Genomic DNA, 25,310 nt, shown 5'->3' on the forward strand with positions numbered 1-25,310 from the left:
CCCATCCACCCCCTACCCTCCCATGCCCTTCCCCCTCTCCCCCCGCGCCCGCCGTCGCCTGGCGCTCTACCTGGTCACGCTGCTGCTGATCACCGGTCAGCCTCTCTTGGCCCAAGATTTACCCAGCGATCAGGCCGCCCCGCCTCTGGCAGAAATTACCCTGCCTACCACTCTGCCCCTCGCCCCGGTGATTGCCCCCGGTGACCCTGGCCAGTACGTGCTCGAATTTAACCGCAGCCCCGTGGTGGGCAACCGGCTGCGCTTTACCGGTATTTATGACGAACAGCGGCTGCACTTTACCCGTCCTCGCAACTGGTCGCCCCAGTCGGTCAAGGTGCTGCTGCGCTACCGCCATTCTGCTGCCCTCTACGCCACCCGCTCTAATCTGACGGTGCTGATTAACGGCACCAGCATTGGCAGCCTGCCCCTCAACCAGCCCATGGGCGAAATTGGCGATGCGGTGATGGAGGTGCCCGTTGATCTGCTGCAAGACCACAACGAGCTGATTGTGGCGGCTTTGCAAAACAACTCTCCCACCTGCACCCAAGACCCCTACGACCCCTCGCTGTGGACCGAGGTGCTGCCTGACTCCAAGCTAGTGTTTGACTACGCACCCCAGGCGGTGACCCCAGACTTTAGCCAGTTTCCCTACCCACTGTTTGATGTGCTGAGTTTGCAGACCAACCGGGTGGCCTACCTGCAACCCGCCACCGCCGACAGCCTCTGGCTAACGGCGATGGCACGACTGCAAACCTACCTGGGCCGCACGGCCCACTATCGTCCCCTCGACAGTCGCCTGATCGGTGACCCCGAGGCCCTAGCGGTAGAAGAACGCCTGGTGGTAATGGGCACCCCGGCTCAGCAGCCCGCCCTAGCTAACCTGACTCTGCCCTTTGTCTTAGAAAATGGTCAGTTTGTCGATGACGAGGGCAAGGCGTTGCCCGCCGAGGCCGGTCTGCTGATGTGGGCCACGGCCCAGGACGATCGCTCCCCCGTGCTGGTGATTACTGGCAACGGTGAAATTGGGGTAGCTAAGGCGGTGCAGTATCTGGTGCAGCCCCACGATCGGCAGATTGCCACGGGCCACGGCATTATTGTTAACCAGACGACTGATTTGCCCTCGCCACCGCCTCGCCAATGGCCAGGCTATCTGCCCGAGGACGACAGCTTTTTGCTCTCAGACCTGACCACCGCTACCCGCGCCCCCCTCGATGATGTCACCGTGCGCGGCTCCCATTCTCCTGCGCTAGAAATTGACTTTAAGGCCCTGCCCGACGATCGCCTGCTGCGGGGCAGCAAAATGCGCCTTTCCTACAGCTACGGCCCCCAGGTTAACCCCCTGACCTCGCTCGTCGATGTCGAGTTAGACGGGGTGTCGATTGCCGGCGAACGGTTGACGGAGATAAAAGGCGCAAACCGCCGTACCCTAGAGGTCGATCTACCCAGCGATCGCATCACTCCCACCTCTAAACTGCGGGTCAACTTTCGCCTCGACGCCCGCGAACGGCGATCCTGTAGCCGGGTGACCGACCAGCAGCTATGGGGCACCATCCACAGCGACACCAGTTTTACGCTCAACCGTACCGCTGTCACCAACCTGCCCGACCTTGACCTACTCAAGACGGGGTACCCCTTCACCGCACCCCAAGATCTCTCCACCACGGCGGTTGTGCTGCCCGACAGCCCCACCCCTACCGATGTCACCGTACTGCTGGAGTTAGCCGAGCGCCTGGGCCGCCTCAGCCTGGCCGATTCGGTGCAGCTGGCGGTCTATCAACCGCGCGATCTGCCTGAAGCCGTGCGCAACGACCGTCACCTGGTGGCGATCGGCTCTCAGTCTCGCTTTCCTTTGCCGGAGTTGCTGACAGAAGGCGGCTTTGCTTTGCGGGGCAGTGGCACCCGCCAGTGGGGCAACACCCAGGTGCAACCTCTGCCCGATGGCGAAGGGCTGATGAAATCAGTGATTTCGCCCTGGAACCCCCAGCGGGTGGTGCTGGCCCTCAGTGGCCGTGACGACACCGGCCTAGCCCAGGTGAGCGATCTGCTGCGCTACGACCCCCTCTTTTACCAGATTGAAGGCGACACCGTGCTGGTGAGTGCCCAGGTAAGCGACCCCGACCCCTACGACAGCGCCGACTACCGCCTCGCTACCCTGCGCCAGGTTCCCCAAGTGCAGATTGCCACTACCGCTGCCTACCCCTTGCTCTGGCAGGTCACCCGCAACAACTGGATGTTAATTGTGCCCGCCACCGTGGCTCTGTCGCTGTTGCTCTATGGCGCGGCGCAGGCGATGATGCGCCGCAGTATTGGCGAGTAGGGGAGTGGGTAGGGGGAGGGAGTAGGGGTTAGGTGAGTGGTTTAACGCTTTTCCCTGACCTTCTGCACCGGTTACCCATCCACCCCCTATCCATCCACCCCCCTTACCCTCTGCCCCCACCTATCCACTCCCCATGCTCCATCCCACCCCGCCCCTCTACCGCTGGCTAACCAAAACCCTGCCCGATCGCATCTATGCGCTCACCCAGTACCTGAACCGCTGGCAGATGCTCTTGCTGCTGGTCTGTCTGGGGTTGTTGACCAAGCCGCTGCTGGTGGTCAATCCCGCGATTTGGCAGCAGGGGATTGTGGCGATGCTGCTGATTGCTCTGGGCTACAGCGTGCTGAGTCTAGAGGATAGCCATGCCCACAGCAGCAGCGATCGCGAGCGACTGCACCTGTTCATGATTGCCCTTAGCAGCCTGACCACTCTGCGCTACCTCTACTACCGCACCCGCAACACCCTCAACTTTGACACCCCGCTAGACGGCTTTTTTTCGCTGCTGCTCTACGCGGCCGAGCTATATGCCCTGGGAACGCTGTTTTTGTCGTACTTTCAGACGCTGCGGCTGCGCGATCGCGCCTCGGTAGACCTTACCCCTGTGCCTCAAGCCCAGTGGCCCACGGTCGACATCTATATTCCTACCTACAACGAGGAGGTAGAGATCGTGCGCAAAACCGTGGTGGCGGCAGTGGCGATCGACTACCCACCGGAGAAAAAGCAGGTCTATGTGCTGGATGACGGGCGCAAATACCCCGAGCGGCGGGCCGAGCTCCAGGCAATCTGCGATGAATTGGGGGCAGCGCTGCTCGTCCGTGACAACAACGACCACGCCAAGGCGGGCAACATTAATACTGCGCTAGAGCGCACCATGGGCGACCTGGTGCTGATTTTAGACTGCGACCATATTCCGGTGCGGGGCTTTTTGAAAGAAACCGTGGGCTTCTTTCTAGACAAAACCGTGGCCCTGGTGCAGACCCCCCACTGGTTCTATAACCCCGACCCCTTTGAACGCAATTTGATGACCCAGGGCCAGATACCCGTGGGCAACGAGCTATTTTACAAAGTGCTGCAAAAGGGCAATGATGCCTGGAACGCCGCCTTTTTTTGTGGTTCGGCGGCAGTCGTGCGGCGCAACCACCTGCTAGAGGTGGGAGGCATTGCCACCGAAACCGTTACCGAAGACTGCCACACCGCCCTGCGGCTGCACTCTCTGGGCTACCGCACTATTTACTACGACAAGATTATGGTGGCGGGGCTGGCCCCAGAAAAATTCTCGGCCTACGTGGGCCAGCAGGTGCGTTGGGCGCGGGGCATGGCCCAGATTCTGCGGCTAGAGAACCCGCTGTTTAATCGCCAGCTCAAGCTATCACTACCCCAGCGGGTCTGCTACTTCAGCGCTACCTCGCACTTTTTCTTTGGCTTCCCCCGGCTGATGTATGCCCTGGCACCGACGCTGTTTTTGCTGTTTAGCATTAACTCGGTGCAGGGGTTGGGCATTGAAACCCTGTTTTACGCGCTGCCCCACATTGTGCTGTCAATGCAGACCAACCACATTCCCTACAAGCGAGTACGGTTCTCGTTTTGGAATGAAATCTACGAGTTTGCTATGTCGTTTCAGGCAGGAATTGTGACGCTGCTGGCCCTGGTCAACCCCAAGCTGGGCAGCTTCAACGTGACCGCTAAGGGCCTAGTGGTTAACCAGCGCACCTTCGATGCCAGCAGCGTACGGTATTTGCTGATTTTGGGGTTGCTGACGGCGGCCTCGCTGGTGGCGGTACCCTTTTGGCTGCTGCTTAGCCCCGAAGACACCCAGGCCGTGCTGATCAACGCGCTGTGGTGCAGTTTTAACCTGGTGTTGGTGTTGGCCGCCTGCCTGGTCGCCCTCGAACAACCCCAGATGCGCCGCTCCCACCGTCTGCCTCGGCAGATCACCGCTATCATCCACAGCAACGGCCAGAGCTGGACGGGTAAAACTCTGGATGTCAGCGAGAGTGGTGCTCAAATTCTGCTCGATGAATGGCCCAACGTGGCTGACCAGGTGTGGGTCGAGCTGGTGGGTGACTACGACGGGCGGGCGCTACTCGAAGCCCAAATTGTGCGTGCTACGGCCACCAGCCGCCTTGAGACTGAGTTGGCAATGGATTTTGTCAATCTCAGCCCCAGTCAGGCCGACGATCTCACCCTGGTGCTGTTTTCTGACGTTAAAGAATGGTATTCCCAGAACCGCAACCAGGTGGATAAGCCGCTGCGATCGCTGCAATTTATCGCCACTACGCTCTGGCGGGTGTTCACCGATCTGCAACCGGCCACCGGCCAAAAAATGCGCAAGCAGGTGCAGGCCCCAGTCGAGCTCGCCTGGGAGGGTTGGCACGGCGAAAGCTACCCGGCCCGCGTCGTCGAAATGGGCAGCCGCGACCTGCGCCTAGAGGTGCAGAACGTCACCGAACTCGATCGCGCTACTCTGCTTGAAACCCTGCCCACGGTGGGGCTGCTGTTTCCGGCTGGCCCTGCCCTGCCGGTGGCTCAAAGTTTGGTGGCCCAGGTCGATCAGGCCATGGAGCTACCCAGCTTAACTGCCGACCAGTCACGCATGGTGCTAGAGCTGACGTTCCCGACCTCGCTGGCTTCCCAACAGCGCCGCAAGATTCAGGCATTGTTGCGATCGCTGGCCTAGGCAAAAGGCCTGTCATCCCCAAGCCTGGTTAGCTACCCCTGGTTCAGCAGAGCGCATGCCATAGTAGTTTCACCGGTTCTATAGGCTAGTTCACTAAAGCCCTGAACCCCAGATTCAGCAGAGTGTATAACTTCACCACCACTTCACGGTTCACTCGGTATATTTTCTAGGGTTCATTGGGTTTTTATACTCTCAGTTCATCAATCTGCTAAAGTTAAAACATTAGGTAACGGTTTAGCGCTTCATTCCTGACTATCGTTCATTTTTCAAGTCACATTGTTTTGTCATAGCCATCAATTCCGATATTTATCTGAGACTAGGTTTTAATCTATCCTCCAGTATTAGATTTAAGACTTTGCTCACACCATTCTTTTCTCGCATCTACTCCAAGTTAAATAGTTAAGAGCTTTTTGGCAGCTATTTAGAGAATGGTAAAACGGGTTTGAGCGGCTGGCTTTGAGGTGAATGGTTGGGTTTGTTGCCAAACTTCTAGGGCTGCCTTGTGATCGCAGGCTAAGGCTAAACCTTAGGAATGAGGATTTTTTAGAACCTGTTTCCGTCACGATTTGGTGTAGTCTGCGACCTGGTTTTACTAGGTAAACCCAAAACGTTTTGATGGTGCAACGGTTGTTGGTGCAGCTTTCAAGCAGGCGCTGAGGTGTCCCTTAGGGGGCGATCGCCGTTGTTCAACCCATTGCAGCAGCAGCCTGCCAATTGGCTTTTGCGGTGCCTGAGGGCTGGTGATAGTCGCAGTTGGGCCTGTAGGGCGCTGCGGCTGAGCTACCCCATCTACCCTTTTGTGCATTTCCTTGTCTTTGTTGTGAACCGCTATGCAACCATCGCTCTTAAATACCGTTCCCATGGCATCCTCATCTTCCCCTACCCCTCTACACCCGCTGAGCCTGCTGGCCCAGGTGAGTAGTCGGCAGGTGACCGGCTGTCTTCAGGTGATGACGCCGACTAATACCTGGCTGCTTTACCTCGAACAAGGGCAGCTCAACTATGTTTCAACCGTTGAACGGGCTTTCGAGCGCTTGGATAGCCATCTACGGCGGTTGAGTCTTCAGGTTCCTGCTTTAGTGAGTGCCGTGCGAGTGCAGGTGCGGCTGCTGTTTGAGCAGCAAGCTGTCCCCTTGGCCGATTATCAAGCCATTTGCTGGTTGGTAGAGCAGCAGCACTTGCATCCCAATCAGGCCTCAACCCTGGTCGAAACCCTGTCTAAAGAGGTACTAGAAGACTTTCTGGATGTGCGCGAGGGTAGCTATGAAATGTTTGAAGGCGATAGTTTGGGCAATGCTCCCCGCTACTGCCAACTCAATCTGCGCTCTACGGTAGAAGAATGCTACGCCCGCCTAAAGCAGCGCCGTAATAGCATGAGCCACATCAACGGTGGTTACCAGCGTCTGGGAAGCAATGGGGTAGCTGCGCCCTCTGGGTCTCCGACCTCTACGACTCTGCCGTCGAGGGAAAAAGCTCCCAATGGATCGACCAAGCCGGGGTCTAAAGCTCAATACACAATTGCTTGTATTGACGATAGCCCTACGGTGCTCCAGGCCATTAATAGCTTTTTAGATGACAAAATCTTCTCGGTCATCATGATTGATGATCCGGTTAAAGCGTTGATGCAGGTGATTAGAACTAAGCCCGATTTAATCTTACTCGATGTCACTATGCCTAGCCTAGATGGCTACGAACTCTGCTCGCTACTGCGGCGTCATCCAGACTTCAAAAGTACTCCAATCATTATGGTAACGAGCAATACTGGTTTGATCGATCGAGCTAAAGCAAAACTGGTTAGGGCATCGGGATATTTGACCAAACCTTTTAATCAATCTGATCTACTTAAGTTCATTTTTAAATATTTGAACTAGATTGGCCTAAAACTGACCTGAATAAGTCCTTTAAGGTCAGTCTATTGGTGAGATATTTTTTCCTAGGTTAAGCCCCCCTGGAGATTTCTAATCCAGACTTAGGTCAAGATGTTGTCTGATCTTAACGCCAGATTTTGTCCCCAAAACTTGGCCAATCTTACTCAGCGATATCGGTGATTTTTGGAGCCATTCCTTCGCCAATCGTAGCTGTGGCAGCCCATACATTATCTAGGTGAATTCATATGCAAGCGATTTTAACAGGCACCATTCTGGTGGTTGAAGATACCCCTTCAGAAATGGAGCTGATGGTGCATTATCTGCGCGAAAGCGGCTGTACGGTGATCTGTGCGGTCACGGCCCAAGAGGCCTTAGAAAAGGCGGCTCACCAGGTTCCCGACGTAATTGTTAGTGACGTGGTGATGCCTGGTATGAGCGGGTTTGAGCTATGCCGCAGCCTCAAAAAACAGCCCGCCACTGCCCATGTGCCGATCGTGCTGTGCACCTCCAAAAACCAAGACATCGATCGGTTGTGGGGCATGCGTCAGGGGGCTGATGCCTATCTCACTAAGCCCTACACCCGTGAACAGCTCGTGCAGTCGGTACTTACTGTGATGAGGAGCAACCGATGAGCAATCTATCGCTGGCCCAAAGCTCTCACTTGGCTCAAACGTCTGCTGGGGCGGCTCTGGCTACCCAGGCCCTAAGCCCGCTGACCGATAGCTACCTCCGTTTTACCCTAGGCACCCAGGTGGCGCTGTTGCCAACTCGCCAGGTGCAGGAGGCGATCGCCACTCCGGCGGCCCGTATTACCCCCATGCCCAATATGCCCCCGGCTCTGCTGGGGCTGATCAACCGCCGCAGCCGGGTGCTGTGGGTTGTTGATCTGGCGCTGCTCCTGGGCTTGCCCACGGCCTATCCCAATTCTCAACAGTACAACCTGGTGCTGCTGCAAGTTGGCACGGTAACTCTGGGGCTGCGGGTCAGCGACATCGAAGGCATTCTCAGCCTGCCGCCCCAGCAGATGCAGGCAGCCCCCACCCACGTGCCCCCTGGGCTGGTGCCCTTTTTGCGGGGTTGTGTGTTGCAAGACGGCGCAGTGCTGCTGGGCTTAGATGGCGAAGCTTTGCTGCGGGCCCCAGCTCTGCAAGCGCTTTAGCTCGGCCCCTTTGGCCCGGCCCCTTTGTCTGGCCCTGCTAGCCTCGGCCTGCTGCCTGTCTCCCTGCCATCAGTGAGTTTTACCGCATCTCTAGCGAACGTTTTTGCCCAGGGCTGGCCCTGGCTTAGCCTCATCCCCCGCTCAAATCAATAAGGTAGTTGACCCATGACCACAGACTTTCGACCCTACACCTCTGCTTCGGCTGCTGACGACGGTGGTTTGGTGCCGCAAAATGGTGCGGCCTTACCCCCCGAGCAGTCGGGTAAGGAGACGATGCTCTATCGCGGTGTGGCCTACGGCACAGACGTGAAAGATTCAATCAAAATTACCCGGCGATCGCAGTTTGGCTTAGTTCAGTGGTTTAGCAACCTGAGCGTGCGGCAAAAGCAGCTGGCGGGCCTGTTGACCTCCGAGGCGATTTCGGTGCTGGGTCTGGCGGGGGTAGGGTCGTTGTTGATTATCTCCGGCGGTCGCAGCCAGCTGCTCAACCAGGCTGAGGCAGAGCTAGCGGTTACCGACATTGAGTACAACATCAAAATCGATCAGATGGGCTTTGGCTTTCGGGGCCAGTCTGATAACCGCGCCATTGTGGATGCGGCGGTGGCCTATGCCCGAGGTGAGACCGTTGCTCCAGGGTCGATCGCTACGGTGCAGCAAATTCTTGAAAACGAAATCAAAGCCCGCAACATCGAGTATGCCACCCTGGTGGGCAATGACCTGAAAATTATTGCCAACGCTAACCGCGATCGCCAGGGGCAGCAGTTTGACCCCAATGGCTTGGTGGGCACAGTCCTAAAAAACCCACGACAAATTAAAGCTAGCGCCATTGTCAGCTGGAATGAGCTGCGCAACGAAGCCCCGCCCCTGCCCCCCGGCTTTGCCGACCAGGATGCGCTGATTCGTTACACGGTCACCCCGGTCAGCGACCCAGTCTCTGGAGCGGTGGTTGGGGCGCTGGTTGCGGGCGACATTGTCAACGGCAAAGACGCCATTCCTAGCGGAACGATCGCCCCCTTTAGCAATGGCTATAGCGCCATTTACCAGCGCAACGCCGACGGCGGTTTTGACCTGGCTACCGGCCTCTACGCGGGCGATAACCCCAACCTGGCTCAGGCGGTAGCTAATGTGCCCCTCGACTCGCCCGCGCTGATTGAGCAGGCGGTGGCCCGCCCCGGTCAAGAGGTGACCCGCCGCGACCAGATCAACGGCACTACCTACACCCTGGCGGCTCGCACGATTGAAGATTTTTCCGGTGAGCCCGTAGCAGTGATGGTGCGGGGCACCTCTGAAGCCGCCCTCAACACCCTGATTGGCAACAGCCTGCGGCTGCAAATGCTGATTGTGCTACTGGCCCTCGCCGCTGACGTAGGCCTGGCCACCCTGTTGGGCCGCTCCATTTTGCGACCGATGAAAAACCTTCAGCAGGCAACCTGGCGCTTTGGTATGGGCGATCGCCAGGCCCGCGCCGATGTCTTTGCCAGCGACGAAGTGGGTCAGGTGGCCCAAGCCTTTAACCAATTGGCAGAAAACATCGCTAGCTCAGAGGCTCTGCTGCGCCGCCAGAGCCAGCGCGAACAAAGCGTTGCCGCTCGCGCCACCCTACTAAACGATTTGACTGGCCGCATTCGCCAGTCGCTCAACGAGCAAAATATTCTCAGCACCTCCGTGGAAGGGCTGCGGGAGGTGCTAGAAGTCGACCGCGTGCTGATTTACCATTTCCATCCTGGGTTTAAAGGGGGTGATATTACCGCCGAATCTGTGGGACGCGGCTGGAAGCGGGCGATGGGGCAGTCGATTCAAGACCCTCTTACCCCCGAGGCCCTAGAGCGCTACTACACTGGGCAAGTCACCACCATGGCCAATCGTCAGGAGGCTGAACTGTCTCACTGCCACTGTGCGATTTTAGAAAAGCTGAACGTAGTGGCTAACATGGTCGCTCCCCTGATGGTCGGCGACGAGCTAATGGGCTTGCTGTGCGTGCATCAGTGCGATCGCCCCCGCGACTGGAGCCCCGACGACATCGAACTGCTACAACAGGTGTCGGTGCAGACTGGCTACGCCCTCAGCCAGGCTCGTCTGCTTCAGCAACAGCAGCTCAATGCCACCCGCGAGCGCCAGCTCACCGAAATTGTCTCCCTCATGCGCGAAAGCCTAGAGGAATCCCGTATCTTCCGTGCCGCCGTCACCGAAACCCGGCGAGCCCTAGGCGCTGAACGGGTCACTGTGTACCAATTTGACGAAACCTGGCGGGGCACCTTTGTGGCCGAGTCGGTGGAGCCAGGCTGGCCCGCTGCCCTTGAAGACAAGGTCTTTGACCCCTGCTTTAAAGAAAAATTTATTGAGCAGTATCGCCAGGGCCGGGTGCAGGCCGTAGCCAACATCGCCGAATCTGGACTGACCGAGTGCCATCTGCGCCAGCTTGAAAAGTATGACGTCAAGGCCAACTTGGTGGCCCCCATTGTGATTGGCGAAAAGCTGATGGGGCTGCTAATTGCCCACCAGTGCAGCGCCCCCCGCGAGTGGAACGCCCTGGAGATCAATTTCTTCCGCCAGGTGGCTCTCCAGCTCGGTTTTGCCTTAGAGCAGTCCCGCGTCTACGCCCAGGCTGCCGCGCTTTCTGAAGAGCGTCGCCAAAAGCAAGAAGCCTTGCAAATGCAGCTCATTGAGCTGCTCAGCGAGGTCGAAGGGGCCTCCCAGGGCGACCTTACGGTGCGCGCCGACGTTACTGCCGGAGAAATTGGCACCGTCGCCGACTTTTTTAACTCCATTGTGGAAAGTCTGCGACAGATTGTGACTAAGGTAAAAACCTCTGCTGAGCAGGTCAACGCCTCCCTGGGGCAAAACGAAGGAGCCATTCAAGACCTGGCCAACGAAGCCTTGCGCCAGGCCGACGACGTGACTCGCACCCTGGCTTCGGTCGAAGCTATGACCAGCTCCATTCAGCAGGTGGCTCGCAGCGCCCAACAGGCTGCCGTAGTGGCTAACAGCGCCTCGACCACCGCCGAAACCAGCGGCCAGGCGATGGATCTGACGGTACAAAATATTCTCACCCTGCGAGAAATCATTGGTGAAACCTCTAAAAAGGTGAAGCGCCTGGGTGAGTCATCTCAGCAAATCTCTAAGGCGGTGTCGCTGATTAACCAGATTGCTATGCAGACTAACCTGCTCGCCATCAACGCTGGCATTGAGGCCGCCCGCGCTGGGGAAGAAGGCCAGGGCTTTGCGGTGGTGGCCGAAGAGGTGGGCGAGCTGGCGGCCCGCTCTGCCGAAGCCACCAAGGAAATCGAGCGGATTGTCGAAACCATTCAGCGCGAAACCGCCGAGGTGGTCGACGCGATGGACCAGAGCACCACTGAGGTGGTCGCGGGTACTCGCCTAGTCGAAGACGCCAAGCGAAGCCTGGGCCGCATTCTCGATGTCTCTCAGCAAATCGACCTGCTAGTGCGATCGATTTCTGAAGCCACGGTCTCCCAGGTCGAAATTTCTGAAGCCGTTACCCATTTGATGCAGGGCATCGCCGAAGAATCGACTCGCACATCCCAGTCTTCGCGGGAGATTTCTACCTCCCTGCGGGCGACCGTCGATGTGGCGCGATCGCTCCAGGCCACCGTCGGCACCTTTAAGACCGGCGAAGAGTAGATGGGTAGAGGGTTTACGGTCCAAGGTGCAGGGTACAGAGCATCAGGCATTCTCTAAACCGTGAACCGTAAACCGTAAACCCTAAACCGCTGATCCGATATCCGATACCCGATACCCAACCACCCCTCTATCCCTATGTCCGACGCAAAGGAACTTGAGATTCGGCTTCAGTTTCTCGACGAGGCCCAAGAATATCTAGAGACCCTGGGCACCCATTTGATGGGGCTGTCCCACACCTTCGAGGCCGCTACGATCAACGAAGCTCTGCGGGCGGCCCACTCGATCAAAGGTGGGGCTGCCCTGATGGGGTTTCAGCTGCTGAGCGAGTTTGCTCACCGGCTCGAAGACAGCCTCAAGGTACTCAAGGTGCAGCGGGGCAAACTCGAGATCGATAACCCCTTAGAATCGCTGCTGCTGGCGGCGGTTGACTGCCTCAGCCAGGTGATGATTGGCCAGCGCCAGTGTCTCAGCCAAGGCAACCCCCACCAGTTGCCCGTCGAGGAGCCCTGGATTGAGCAGCACGCCGCTCCCATTTTTGAGCAACTGCACGATCGCCTGGGCGACCCGGTAGAAGAAGACGTCTACTCGATGCTGTCTCCTGAAGAGGGCCAGGATGTGATTCCCCTGCTCTTTCAAAGTGAGGTAGAGGGCTGCCTCACGCGGCTAGAGGGAGCGCTGAGCGAACAGTCACCCTGTCTGCGCGAAGAGGCCCAAATTTTGGCCCAAGAGCTGGGTGGGCTGGGCGAAATGCTTCAGTTGGAGGCCTTTGTGGCCCTGTGCCAGTCGGTGGCGGCCCAGGTCACCGCCGCCGACGAGGAGGTTTTGGTGCGAGTGGTCGAAGCAGCGCTGGCGGTGTGGCGACGGACCCAAGCTTTGGTGCTGACCGGCAATTTAGGCGAAATTCCCGTTGAGCTGGCGATCGCCGATCTGCCCTTCGAGACTATCCCCATTGCCACCCATCCCGATGCTCTCCTGGTCGATCTGGAGGATGGCGAAATTACGGCCCCCCTCTGGCCCCTGGGGGATGATCCGGCGCTGAGGCCCGACTATATCGAGGCCGACCTAGGGGCCGACGCCCTAAATGAGGCTAGTATCACCTGGCCAGAGGACGACCTGGGTGCTGACATGGTGGTTCCTTGGTCAGAGCTAGAAAGCGGTGTGCAGAGTAGTGCCGACCCTGAGGTATCTGCCCCCTGGTCAGCGGTGGGGGGCAGAGCCGTGTTTAATTTTGAAGATCGGGCGGCGGTTGATTGGGATAACCCCCAAGGTACGGCCCCCAGCAGCAGCCCTGCCCCCGATGTTGACTCGGTCGATGACGACAGCACCGTGCGAGTGCCGGTTAAGCAGATCAACCAGCTCAGTGACCTGTTTGGTGAACTCACGATCGAGCGCCACCGCCTAGAGCTAGAGGTCAGTCGTCTGCGGGGGCTGGTGGGCACCATGCAGGCTCGCATGCACACCCTCGATCAGGCCAACAGTGACCTGCGCGCGGCCTACGATCGCGTGGCTACCCAAGATACGTCGGTGCCGCTGCTGCCTGCTGCCCCAGCGATGCAGAACGGCCTGGCGATCGCTTCCTCTAGCCTGCTACCCGTCTCTGCCGACACCACCCTGCAATCGCAGTTTGACGTGCTCGAACTCGATCAATACCGCGACCTGCACCTGCCCTTTCGCGAAATTATTGAATCTATTATTCAGCTGCAAGAGGTGGGGGCCGACATTGAGCTGTCGCTCGATGGCACCGAGCAAACCACCCACACCCTGCGCAAAACCTCCCGCCAGCTGCAAAAGAATATTACCCAGTTGCGTATGCGGCCCCTCTCAGATATTTTTGATCGCTATCCTCGCTCCCTGCGACAGATGTCGTTGCAGTACGACAAGCCAGTAGAACTCAAGCTCAAAGGCGATCGCACCCTGGTCGATCGCAACGTGCTAGAGGCCCTGCAAGAGCCACTGATGCACATCATTCGTAACTGCTTTGACCACGGCATTGAAGACGCCGCCACCCGGCAGCAGCGCGGCAAGCCCGCCGTCGGCACGATCACCATCAGCGCTGTGCAGCAGAGTAGCCGTACCATTATCACCATCCGCGACGATGGCGGCGGCATTGCAGTAGAAAAAATCCGCGATCGGGCTCGTCAAATGGGCCTCGATGCCAGCCTGCTCGCCGCCGCGAGCACCCAAGAGCTCCTGGCGCTGATTTTTGAGCCGGGCTTTAGCACCGCCAAAGAAGTCACCGATCTCTCCGGACGCGGTATCGGCATGGACGTGGTGCGCAGCAAGCTAAAAGACATTCGCGGCGATATTCAAGTCGATACCCAGCCTGGCGAAGGAACCACCTTCACCCTGTCGATCCCCTTCACCCTCTCGGTGACGCGGGTGCTGATCACCGAGAGCAAGGGCATGCGTATGGCTTTTCCGGTGGATGCGATCGAAGAAATCTTTGCCCTACCCACGGACGAGGTGCTCACCACCGCAGGCCGAGACAGCTTTGAGTGGAACGGCGAACTGGTGCAGCTGGTGCGCCTGGCCGACTGGCTCCAGTTCAACTGCCCGGTGATTATCGAAAGCCCCGAAACCGCCCCGGCTATCTCGACCCCTACCGTGATGCTGGTGCAGGTCAACCAGCGGTTGGTCGGCCTGCAAGTCGATCGATCTTGGGGTGAGCAAGAGGTGGCCCTTCGCCGAGTAATTGGCAATTTGCCCATGCCCAAGGGCTTCAATAGCTGCACCATCATGGGTGACGGCCAGGTCGTGCCCCTGGTTAACACCGCCGAATTGCTCTACTGGATCGCGAGCTGTGAAGCTTCGGGGGCCAGCACCCTAGAGGAAACTCCGATTCCCGCCTTTCTCGCCAGTGGCCCGCGCTATGAGGCTAGCACCGCTGCCCGCAGACCCACTGTGCTGCTGGTCGATGACTCGATCAATGTGCGTCGACTGCTAGCCCTCACCCTCGAAAAAGCAGGCTACCAGGTAGCCCAAGCCAAAGATGGGCAAGATGCCCTCGACAAACTCACCGCCGGTTTGGCGGTTGAGGCGGTGATCTGCGATGTCGAAATGCCCCGCCTCGATGGCTACGGGTTCTTGGCCCGGCTCAAAGCCAAAGCCGACCACGGAGATCTGCCCGTGGCCATGCTCACCTCGCGCAGCAGCAAAAAGCACCGCCAAATGGCCATGAGTTTAGGGGCTGCCGCCTACTTTACTAAACCCTACAACGAGCAGACCCTGCTCAAAACCCTCGAAGACATGATTCAACCCGCCGTGGCGTCCTAACGGAGTTTTAAGTGCTTAGGTTTAAATGCTTGGTGCTTAGTTAAGGGCTTAAATTCAAATCTCAAAATTCAAAATTCAAAGCTTTCTTCACTTCCCCTTTTTCCATGACTTCTGCCCTCACCCGTTATCGCCGTCTTCCCGCCCAAGAACCCACCCTGCGGCTGATTGCCTTTCAGCTCCGCCACAACTGGTTTTGTCTGCCCCTGGCGATGGCCCGCCGGGTAGTTGCTCCCCAGGATGACGGTCCGACTCGCGGTCTGGGCTTGACTCAGCTGCGCCATGAAAACGTTCCGATTATGGATGTCGCTGATCGGGTGTATCAATCGGTGCCGCTGCTGCCAGGTCAGACTAACTCTGACCTTAGCCTCTCAACCGTCCCAGCCTATGGGCCAGCGAACGATCAGACACCGTTGCTTCAGTCAATTGTGATCATTGACTCGTCTCAGTTTGGGATGCTGGGACTGCGGGTAGACGGTATTCCTAGCCTAAAGAGAGCTCGCAAATCGGACTTCAGCGCGTTACCTGCCACATATTTGATGATGAATCATCTTCGGGGTATCACCACTTTGGTCACGTTAGATGCAACAGAGCCGCCTCTGTTCTTACTAGAGGTTGACTCTCTACTGCTCTAAAAGAGAGAGCTCAACAAATGGCTGATTAAAATATTTCATTAAATCATCATATCGGTTTATAAAAAAGCTCCTGAAGTTACTTCAGGAGCTTTTTTGATGATCTTTGAAATGGGCTTATTTGATTGCTTTGTTCACAGCTTTGTCACATTTTGGTTTTATCATTATAGATGTAATTAAATCCTTCTGATTGACGAGTAGAGTATGTAAATTTTTGCCAAAAATGAAGGGTGTAATGCCTGGAGTCTGAATCTTAAGTGGTTGAACTCAATCAGGAATTCAACTCATGTAATAGGTATGCTTTAGTTGCTAAGCCGCTGCTGAAATGGAGAATTAGTTTTTGGTTGACTCAATCTTTTTGTTGTGGGTCTCTGGGATCAGGCGATCGCGCTGACTAAGCCCTAGGCATGTCTGTCGAGCATGGCAAATTTGACTAAGAAAGACTGCTTCTATACGTTAAATTTTAGGGATATTTGTCTGACTTAAGTCGCTGTACACTGGCGAAATTACTTGGCACTTGAATGATTGATGAGTGGAAGGTGATCATTGCTGTTTAACGTGAAAACAAGCCCGGTTTGCGATCGCATTTTGAGTATTTTGGTGAACTACTTTAATTTTGAATGTGGCTAATCTAAAACGGTTTTAGATAACACTATTCTGTATTGAGTGCTTGGCATGAATGATAAATCGGTTCAGTATTCTAAGCCTTTGGCTTACTATTTGCAGGTTAAAAAGCTAAAAATTTTCTCGGTTCTAAAACACCAAAGCTTCAGTGGGGAGCTATTCTGGTCTTCTCCTACAGGACACCACTGGACTCTGTTTATTAATCAAGGCCAGGTGCTGTATGGCACGGGTGGAGTTCACCCGATCCGGCAATGGTACCGTCAGGTTCGGGCTCATGCTCCTGAACTTGATCTGGGGCAACTGGCTTTGCCGCAGGGTGCTACTTCCCCATCAGTCTGGCTTCACTGTTGGGACTATCACCTGCTTCTAGATTGGTTTCGCCAAGGATATTTGTCCAAAAAAGCGTTAGGAACAATTATTGCAAACATCATTGCCGACATTTTGTTTGATGTAGTGCAGTCCCGAGCAACGCAATATCAGCTCACACGATATCCAGCCCTCGATCCCAACCAAGCACCCATCTATCCAGACAATACGGAGCGGCTGTTTGCGATTACAGATCTCTGGCAATCGTGGCTGGAGGTGGGGCTAGAGGCTTACTCGCCTAACCTGGCTCCCGTAATTGTGCATCCTGAGAAAATCCAAACCCATGTTTCGCCTCAGGTTTATACATCGCTCATTCATCTGCTAGATGGTCAACGTAGTCTCAGAGATTTAGCGGTCAAACTGGGGCAAGACGTGCTTACGCTAACCCAAGTGTTGCAGCCTTACATTCGCGCAGGTTGGATTAGCCTAGTTGAAATCGCTGACTATGCTCCGGTTATAGGAGCTGGGCTAAATGCTTCAACGGTCAAGAATGCGGGAAATAAACTGTGCGATCGCTCCGTAACCATTGCCTGTGTTGATGACAGCCCTATGGTTTGTCAAACTTTGGGTCAAGTGATTCGAGCCGCAGACTATAATTTTGTGGCTATTACAGAGGGGGTAAAAGCTATTCCAATTTTACTGGCCCAAAAGCCTGATCTGATATTTCTAGATTTAGTTATGCCCGATGCAAGTGGTTATGAAATTTGTAGTAATTTACGCAAAATCTCTTATTTTAAAAATGTTCCAATCATTATTCTCAGTGGCAACGATGGCTTGGTTGATCAAGTGCGAGCTCGCCTGCTGGGGGCTACCGACTTTTTGAGCAAGCCAATAGAGCCGATTGTCATTCTTTCGGTAATTCAAAAATATCTCAAGCATTTGATTGTAGCTTGATTGTATAACCCTAAAAACGCTGCTTGCCTTGCTCAATTAGGCTTTTTTAGGGAATTGAATTCGTGGTCTGAGTCAAATTAATTTGTATTTTGGTGAAGCTTGTTATGAGTAAAGTTTTGATTGTTGAAGATAGCCTGACCGATAAAGAAATTCTCACCCTCTGCCTGCGCGATCGCGGTATTACCGTGCTTGCCGCAAACAGCGCAGCAGAAGCGTTAGAACAGGTCAAAATCCATCGCTTTGATCTCATTATTCTCGATGTGGTACTGCCCGATCGCAGCGGGTTTGAAATTTGCCGTGAGCTTAAAGAAGACATCACCACTAAGCAGGTACCTGTGATCATGTGCTCGACCAAAGGCACTGAAATGGATAAGTTTTGGGGGCTAAAGCAGGGGGCCGACGCCTACCTGGCCAAACCGATTGACCAAGACGAACTGATGCAGACCGTGAATCAGCTGGTCAAAGTTTAGGGCTATCCCCTGAGAAATCGAAGGCAACCGCTAAGCGCTGAGTGGGATGCAAGGCTGTGCAACCCGCTAGAGACAGGCCTAGATGGGTGCTGCTGGTGCTCTGCCCACCTATATATCTAGAACTTAAGGATGCTGAGCTATGGATTTTGAAGCCGCGATCGCCTCTGAGGCCAAAGCCGCGACCTCTGACTCCCCAGAGCCCTCTTTCCCGGCGGCGGAAGCCGATCGCTTGATCGAAGCGGCCAGTAGTGGACCATCAGAGGCGCAATTCTTGCAGGTTACCCTCAACGGAGATTTGCCCTTGCTGCTGCCGGGGGCCAACCTGGTCGAAATCTTGAAGCTGGCCATTGGCCAGGTGGTACCGATGTTTGAAATGGCCCCTTGGGTGATGGGCATCTATAACTGGCGGGGCGACATGTTGTGGGTGGCCGATCTAGGCCATTTCCTAGGGTTTGCCCCCTGGTACAACCAGGCCGAAGCCGCCACCCGGCACACCGTGGTGGTGCTCAAGCCCCCCTACTCGGCGTCCCAGTCCGGCGATGAACCCTCCACCCTGGGCTTGGTGGTCAGTGCTGTCGATGCCATGGTGACTTACCCCACCGACGCCATTCAGCCAGTGCTCAACGCTGGGGCGGGGGCCGCCGAAGGCGTGCGTGGGTTGCCCATTGAACCCCATCTGTTGCCTTTTCTTCAAGGGTGCTGCTTCGATAGCGCTGGCCAACCGCAGCTGATTTTAGACGGCACGGCGGTTTTGGCGGCCATGGCTCAGCTACAGCGTTAATCCGGCCAGATTTTTTGACGCCGGTTTGCCGTCTACCGTGCCCACCGTTGCTGGCTGTCCCCCAGCCTTTCCTTCAACCCACTTAATCAACTTTTTAAGGTTATTTGCTATGACTCAAATGCCCTCGTTGTCTCAGCCTTCCCAACCATCCCAGATGGTTGAGGCCAATGACTATAGCCCCGTTGCCCCTAAGCCCAAACCCTCAACCGTTAAGTCCTACTTTGCGGGGCGCACCCTGAGGCAGCAGCTCTTGGCTACGGTTCTGCCCTTGACTCTGCTACCTCTGCTAGCGGAAAATGTCATTTCCTACGGGCTAACCCAAGGCCGCACCCGTACTGCCATCAACCAGGAGTTGCGGGGTCAAGCGCTGCTGGCCAGCGAAAACATGGGTAGTAACCTCACAACGCAGATCGCCTTTGCCGAGGTCTTCGCCCAAAACCCCCTCGTCTTAGACAAAGTGCGCCGCGATCGTACCCTGGCGGATAGCCTCAACCTGCCGGAGCAGCCAGAGGCAACCCTCGAATCACGCTTCACGCAGTCTAGGCAGCTGGCTCCTAACCCTGCGTTTAATGAGTATCTCGCCCAGACCGCTGAGATTAAACAGTTTGCTGAGATTATCGTTACCGAGGCCAACGGCTTCAACGTGGGCTATAGCAGCCTGCCCTCTGACTTTGTGCAATCTGGTGAAGACTGGTGGGAGCTAGCTAAAAGCGAGGGGGTTTGGGTTGGCCAGCCCGGTTCTGACGACGCTACCTTGCAGGCCGGTATTGACTTGAGCTATGCCATTCGCGATCCCAACAGCGACGAATTTTTGGGGGTGGTGAAGTTCTTTATTACGGCTCTACAGTTTGAGCAGCTCAGCCAGTACCTGGCCAACGCTGGTCTTCAGGGCTCTCAGCAGGTGCAGCTGTACGAACCTAGCGCTAACTTCGTACTGGCTAACTTTAACCAGCAGGGGCAAGAGGCCGCTCTAGCGAATGAACCTCTTAACCTGGTTGGTGGCCAGGTGATCGGTGACCTTGCCACGGCCCTCACCGCAGCCACTCTTGCCGACTCCCCCACGGCCATCAACGACCTTCAACAGCAGCTCAGAGCTGCCTCGCCGATAAAAGATTTAGAAGTCTCTGCCGCCTCTGTTGAGGGCTCAGACAGCTTTGTCGCCACCTTTTCTTACCAAGGCAAACAATATTCGATGGCAACGGTGCCCCGGCTTAGCTGGGTGGCGATCGCCTCTATGGATATTGCCGAAATTCGCGCTTCTGGTCGCGATAACCTGGTTACCCTGGGGCTGCTAAGTTTGGTGCTGGGCGGTGTAGCCACCCTGCTGACCGTAGCCGTAGCCCGGCAGGTCTCCTCACCGCTCGATGCGTTGGCTGGCACAGCTCAAGAGGTATCCCAGGGCAACCTCAACGCCAGGGCCGAACTGACCGGGTCGTCTGAGGCCCAAACCCTAGCCCAAACCTTTAACGAGCTGGTGGTGCGGGTGCGCGGCTTCCTGCGCGAGCAAACCCTTAACACCCGCCGGGCCAACCTGGCCGCTGCCATTACCGGGGTTCAAGCCGTTGATTCGACCGACCTGTTGCCCATTTACGATCGCCTGGTAACTGAGGTTCGCGATATTCTTGAGTCCGATCGAGTCGTGATTTACCAGTTCAACCCCGACTGGAGTGGGCAAATTGTGGCTGAGTCGGTGGCGGCTATGCTATCCAGTGCCTACGATCAGCAGCTGGGCGATCCCTGCATTCCCACCGAAACGCTAGATAAATATCGGAGCGCAGGCATGCTCCTTGAAGACAACGTTGCTACGGCTACGTTTCACCCCGAGCACCTAGCGCTGCTACAAAGTCTTGAAGTCAAATCTATTTTGGGCGTGCCTGTGCTGAGCCGGGGTAAGCTATACGGCTTGCTAATTACCCACCACTGCCAAGCGGTGCACCCTTGGCAGGAGGTCGAAGTTGACTTTCTCCAGCAGATTGGTCTGCAACTGGGTCTGGTGATCGAGCGGGTGCAGCTGATCGAGCAAACCCGCTCCCTAGCCGAAGAACAGCGGCAGATTAAAGAAGGCCTTCAGCGCAGCGCCCTGCAACTGCTGATGGATGTGGACCCCGTCAGCCAGGGCAACCTGACTGTGCGCGCCCAGGTTACCGAAGACGAAATTGGCACCCTGGCCGACTCCTACAACGCCACCATTGCTAACCTGCGTAAAATTGTGGTGCAGGTGCAAGACGCCTCCCGCCAGGTGGCCGACACCACTGACGTCAACCAAACCTCGGTACTTACCCTGGCCGAGTCGGCAACGCAGCAGGCCCAGTCGATGCTGGCCGCCCTCGATCGCGTCCAGGAGTTGACTAGCTCAGTGCAGTTGGTGGCCACCAACGCTGAAAAAGCCGAGGCGGCTGTGCTCCAGGCAGAGCAAACCGTGGCCCAGGGCGACGACGCCATGAACCGCACCGTAGACGGCATCATGGCCATTCGTGAAACGGTGGCTGACACTGCTAAAAAAGTGAAGCGCCTGGGCGAATCGTCCCAAAAAATCTCTAACGTCGTGAACCTGATTAGCGGCTTTGCCGCCCAGACCAACATGCTCGCGCTCAACGCCTCCATTGAGGCCTCTCGGGCTGGTGAAGGGGGCAAAGGCTTTGCGGTGGTCGCCGAAGAAGTGCGCGAACTGGCCCGGCAGTCGGCAGAAGCCACCACCGAGATTGAGAAACTGGTGGCCAGCATTCAGTCCGAAACCAACGCCGTAGTCACGGCCATGGAAACTGGTACCGAGCAGGTGGTCACCGGCACCCAGCTAGTGGATGAAACCCGCCAGAGCCTCAACCAAATCACCGCCGTCAGTCGCCAGATTAGCGCCCTGGTCGCGGCGATCGCCGATGCCACCGTCGTTCAATCGCAAGCCTCTGAGGTGGTGAGCAAGACTATTAATAATGTGGCGATCACCGCCAGCCAAAACTCCAGCGCCGCCAACCAAGTGTCTGACGCCTTCGCTGAACTCCGCTCTGTAGCCCAGGCGTTGCAGGAAGAAGTAGGTCGATTCAAGGTCAGCTAGAAGAGTGGATGGGTGGGGGGTAGGGGGTGCATGGGTGTAATTTGGCCCCCAATGAACCCGTAGGGTGGGCATTGCCCACCATTAACCCATCGGTAACCCCTAAATCTCTGCCTTAGAACCGCATCAACAACAGCTGACCTGCCTTCAGTTTTCTTTCTCTCCCCCACTCCCCTCTGCCCTCACCCCTACCCATCCACCCCCCCCTGCCATGGCAACCAACCCCCACATCCGTGACCAGGCCTATCAGTTCTTCCTTGAAGAAGCCCCGGAGCTGCTGCAAACCATTGAGTCAGGGCTGCTGGCGCTGCGATCGCAGCGCGACACCGCCGAAATACACCAAATCATGCGGGCGGCCCACTCGCTCAAGGGGGGAGCTGCCAGCGTGGGGTTAGAGCCAATCAAGGCGATCGCCCACCGTCTCGAGGCTGTGTTCAAAGCCCTCTACAGCGACACCGTCGTGCTCGACAGCGAGTTAGAAAGCCTGCTGCTGCAAGCTTTTGACTGTCTGCGCCTGCCCCTCACCCAGCAGCTCATCAAGGGCGCGTTCGACGGCGACCAGGCCCTAGCCCAGGCAGACCCGATTCTGCAAGACCTCGAAACCCGCCTCGCCAGCGCTATGGCTGCCACCGAAAACTTCATCCCCAGTTCCTCCGATCTAGGGTTTGACATGGCCACCTCGATCTTTGAAGTCGATGTGCAGCAGGGGCTAGACCACCTCAACCGAGTGCTAGAGCAGCCCGAAGCCCACGAAGTTGCTGGCGAACTGCGCGCCCAGGCCGAAATTTTTATGGGCTTTGCCGAACTGCTCGATCTCTCTGGGTTTGCCCAGATCGCGGAGACCGCCCTCCAGGCTCTAGCGGCGAATCCAGACCAGGCGATCGAGATCACTCGACTGGCTGTGGCCGATTTTACCCAGGGCCGCGCCGCCGTCTTAGCCGCTAGCTCCACCACTGGCGGCGAACCCTCAGCCGCTCTGCAAGCCTTAGCCACCAGCCTTGCACCGCCAGCACCTCTCCCAGAACTCTCTCTAGAACCCATGGCAGAGTCGTTCTTAGCGACTGTCTTTGGCGATCAAGCTGGGGACGATGCAGACCTGGTTACACCCAACTGGGATGCAGACCTCCCCAGCGAAGCCGATGCCCTGGCCTGGCTCACCCAAGCCCAGCTCCCCCCAGCCGATCTAGTCATCTCGGCAGAAGCGGCAGCCTCCCATTTCCCTAGCCCAGCCCCAACCCAGCCGCCCGGTGCAGAACCACTAGGCTTGGTTGACCCCAGCGACGATATCCTCAGCCCAGCGATCGCCCCTTCCCTCGAATCCCTGTTTGGCTCACCTGCTCTAATCACCGCCGCTGAAGACAGCGCTATTCATGCCGCCTTCGCCGCCCCCCCCGCCACCGATATCCCCCCTGACACCTCCCCCATTCATCCACCCATCCACTCATCCACTCCCCCTCCCCCTCCCCCTCCCCCTCCCCGCCTTCCCACTCCTACTCCCACTCCCCCACCTCCTACCCCCTCACTCCCCACCCCCGCCCCCACCCTCACCGTCCGGGTCGATACCCAGCGTCTCGCCCGCCTCGATAACCAGCTGGGCGAACTCACCATCAACCGCAACGGTTTGGCGCTGCAAACCAACCAAATCCGTCTTGGTCTCAAAGAACTGGTCAGCCGCTTCGAACGGGTACGCGCCACCGTAGAGCAGCTCCAAAGCGTCTCCGACCAAATCTTGATCGCCCCCGATCGCCAGCGCCAGCCCATCACCATCGGCGAATCTACCTTTGCGTCGCCTGTCGCTGCCCCGGCCCGCCCCCCCGGCTTTGACTCGCTCGAAATGGATACCTACACGGCCCTCTACACCCACACCCAAACCTTGCTCGAAGAGATGGTGCAGCTCGAAGAAGCCGCCGCCGATATTGGTTTGTTTAACCACCAGACTGACCAGCTGCTGGGGCAGCAGCGCAAAATGCTCTCCCAAGTGCAAGATGACCTGATGTACGCCCGCATGGTGCCCCTGGGCCAGGTGCTCAATCGCTTTCCGCGCGTGTTGCGAGATCTGTCTAATGCCTACGGCAAACCCGCCGATTTGATCCTAGAAGGCACTACCCTGTTGGTCGATAAAGCCGTGCTAGAAAAGCTCTACGACCCTCTACTACATCTGCTGCGCAACGGCTTTGACCACGGCTTAGAATCGGCTGAAGAGCGCGATCGCCAGGGCAAACCCCAGGCTGGTCAAATCACCATCGGGGCCTGCTACCGGGGCCGCCAGATCGAAATCGAGGTCAGCGACGATGGCCGTGGCCTCGATCTAGCACGGGTACGCCAACGGTTGATCGATCTAAACTGGCTCTCGCCGGAGGAAGTCGCTGCGGCTAACCCCGCTCAACTCCATAACTATCTTTTTGAACCCGGTTTTTCTACCGCCGAACAGGTCAGCGATCTGTCAGGTCGGGGCGTTGGCTTAGATGTCGTGCGCGACCAAATACAGCGGCTCAAGGGCACTGTCACTGTGCATTCCGTGCCGGGAGCAGGCACCCGCTTCACCCTTTCGCTGCCCATGACCCTGAGCATTGTCAACCTGCTGATCTGTTTTGTGGGATCCACTCCGATCGCCTTTCGCAGCGACAGCATTACCGAAGTTCTGGTGCCTCGATCAGCACAGCTCACCCAATCATCAACTCAGACTTGGCTAGACTGGCACGACCAGCAGGTGCCAGTCTACGGCCTAAACGATCTGTTGACCTACCGCTGTCTGCGGCCCGAGCTACCCCTCAGCCAGGTGCTAGCCGCCGTGCCCTCCCCCACCGACTGGGAAGCGCCCGTGCTGATTTTGGCGCGGGGTAATCGCCACTTTGCCATTCAAATCGATCGCCTTGTCACCGAGCAAGAATCGGTGATCAAACCCTTTGGCCCGTCCCTGAGCCCGCCTACCTATGCCTACGGCTGTACCGTGCTGGGCGATGGTAGCGTCATTCCAGTGATCGACGGTCAGGCCTTTTTAGATAATTTGCTGAGCCGCCAGGTTAGCCTCGGCTTTGAACCTTCTAGTCTTGTTACTCTAGGCACGCTAGATGCGCCTCCAGCCGTTATTTCGCAGGCCGCCTTGCATCCAGCGACGACTGTGCTGGTGGTCGATGATGCCATTACCTCCCGTCGCACCCTGGCGCTTTCCCTGGAGCGGGCAGGCTACCGAGTGTTGCAAGCCCGCGACGGCCAAGTCGCCCTAGAGCAGCTTGAGCAAAATCCTGCTGTGGGGCTGGTGGTCTGTGATATTGAAATGCCCAATATGAATGGCTTCGAATTTCTCACCGCTCGCCGTCAACATCCAGCGCTGGCTAACATTCCTACCCTGATGCTGACATCGCGCAGCAACGACAAGCACCGCTGGCTGGCCATGCAGCTGGGGGCGACCGGCTACTTTACTAAACCCTATTTAGAGCAGGAGTTTTTGGAGGCGATTGGCGAAGCGATCGGGGCTGGCATCGCCGTCCCCCGCACCACTAGCCAATAGATATTCCCCTAGGGGGATAAGAGCCCGCAACCGGCTTCAGTACTATGCCCACA

13 protein-coding genes are annotated in these 25,310 nt (G+C 56.9%); all 13 read left to right on the forward strand.

Annotated elements, in window-relative coordinates:
- The first annotated feature begins 22 nt into the window (after positions 1 to 22).
- The 13 genes from RRF56_RS15685 (at position 23) to RRF56_RS15745 (ending at position 25,257) form a co-directional block, all read left to right on the forward strand.
- Positions 23 to 2,317 (forward strand): cellulose biosynthesis cyclic di-GMP-binding regulatory protein BcsB, encoded by a 2,295-nt coding sequence (locus RRF56_RS15685; protein ID WP_317034109.1) that lies wholly within the window; start codon positions 23 to 25, stop codon positions 2,315 to 2,317.
- 133 nt (positions 2,318 to 2,450) lie between these two features.
- Positions 2,451 to 4,994, forward strand: coding sequence for a UDP-forming cellulose synthase catalytic subunit (bcsA, locus tag RRF56_RS15690; RefSeq protein WP_317034110.1), 2,544 nt, complete (start codon positions 2,451 to 2,453; stop codon positions 4,992 to 4,994).
- An 860-nt stretch (positions 4,995 to 5,854) separates the two neighbouring features.
- On the forward strand, positions 5,855 to 6,865 hold the full coding sequence (locus RRF56_RS15695) for a response regulator (protein WP_317034111.1): 1,011 nt from the start codon (positions 5,855 to 5,857) through the stop codon (positions 6,863 to 6,865).
- A gap of 242 nt (positions 6,866 to 7,107) precedes the next feature.
- On the forward strand, positions 7,108 to 7,494 hold the full coding sequence (locus tag RRF56_RS15700) for a response regulator transcription factor (protein WP_317034112.1): 387 nt from the start codon (positions 7,108 to 7,110) through the stop codon (positions 7,492 to 7,494).
- Complete coding sequence (locus tag RRF56_RS15705) at positions 7,491 to 8,021, forward strand: chemotaxis protein CheW (RefSeq protein ID WP_317034113.1); 531 nt, start codon at positions 7,491 to 7,493, stop codon at positions 8,019 to 8,021. The genes RRF56_RS15700 and RRF56_RS15705 overlap by 4 nt, the downstream gene beginning before the upstream one ends.
- A gap of 165 nt (positions 8,022 to 8,186) precedes the next feature.
- On the forward strand, positions 8,187 to 11,660 hold the full coding sequence (locus tag RRF56_RS15710; protein WP_317034114.1) for a GAF domain-containing protein: 3,474 nt from the start codon (positions 8,187 to 8,189) through the stop codon (positions 11,658 to 11,660).
- 135 nt (positions 11,661 to 11,795) lie between these two features.
- Positions 11,796 to 14,933, forward strand: coding sequence for a response regulator (locus tag RRF56_RS15715; RefSeq protein WP_317034115.1), 3,138 nt, complete (start codon positions 11,796 to 11,798; stop codon positions 14,931 to 14,933).
- A gap of 104 nt (positions 14,934 to 15,037) precedes the next feature.
- Positions 15,038 to 15,565 (forward strand): hypothetical protein, encoded by a 528-nt coding sequence (locus tag RRF56_RS15720; RefSeq protein ID WP_317034116.1) that lies wholly within the window; start codon positions 15,038 to 15,040, stop codon positions 15,563 to 15,565.
- 672 nt (positions 15,566 to 16,237) lie between these two features.
- Positions 16,238 to 17,446 (forward strand): response regulator, encoded by a 1,209-nt coding sequence (locus RRF56_RS15725; protein ID WP_317034117.1) that lies wholly within the window; start codon positions 16,238 to 16,240, stop codon positions 17,444 to 17,446.
- Positions 17,447 to 17,550: 104 nt separating this feature from the next.
- On the forward strand, positions 17,551 to 17,916 hold the full coding sequence (locus tag RRF56_RS15730) for a response regulator (protein ID WP_317034118.1): 366 nt from the start codon (positions 17,551 to 17,553) through the stop codon (positions 17,914 to 17,916).
- Between the two features lie 139 nt (positions 17,917 to 18,055).
- Entirely contained in the window at positions 18,056 to 18,697 is a 642-nt protein-coding gene (locus tag RRF56_RS15735; protein ID WP_317034119.1) for a chemotaxis protein CheW, read from the forward strand.
- Between the two features lie 109 nt (positions 18,698 to 18,806).
- A complete protein-coding gene (locus RRF56_RS15740; protein ID WP_317034120.1) occupies positions 18,807 to 21,749 on the forward strand; it encodes a methyl-accepting chemotaxis protein in 2,943 nt (980 codons plus the stop codon).
- Between the two features lie 208 nt (positions 21,750 to 21,957).
- The gene (locus RRF56_RS15745; RefSeq protein ID WP_317034121.1) at positions 21,958 to 25,257 is read left to right on the forward strand and encodes a response regulator; all 3,300 of its coding nucleotides are present in this window, start codon (positions 21,958 to 21,960) and stop codon (positions 25,255 to 25,257) included.
- Positions 25,258 to 25,310 lie beyond the last annotated feature (53 nt).

The sequence above is a fragment of the Nodosilinea sp. E11 genome (genome assembly GCF_032813545.1).
GTDB lineage: Bacteria > Cyanobacteriota > Cyanobacteriia > Phormidesmidales > Phormidesmidaceae > Nodosilinea.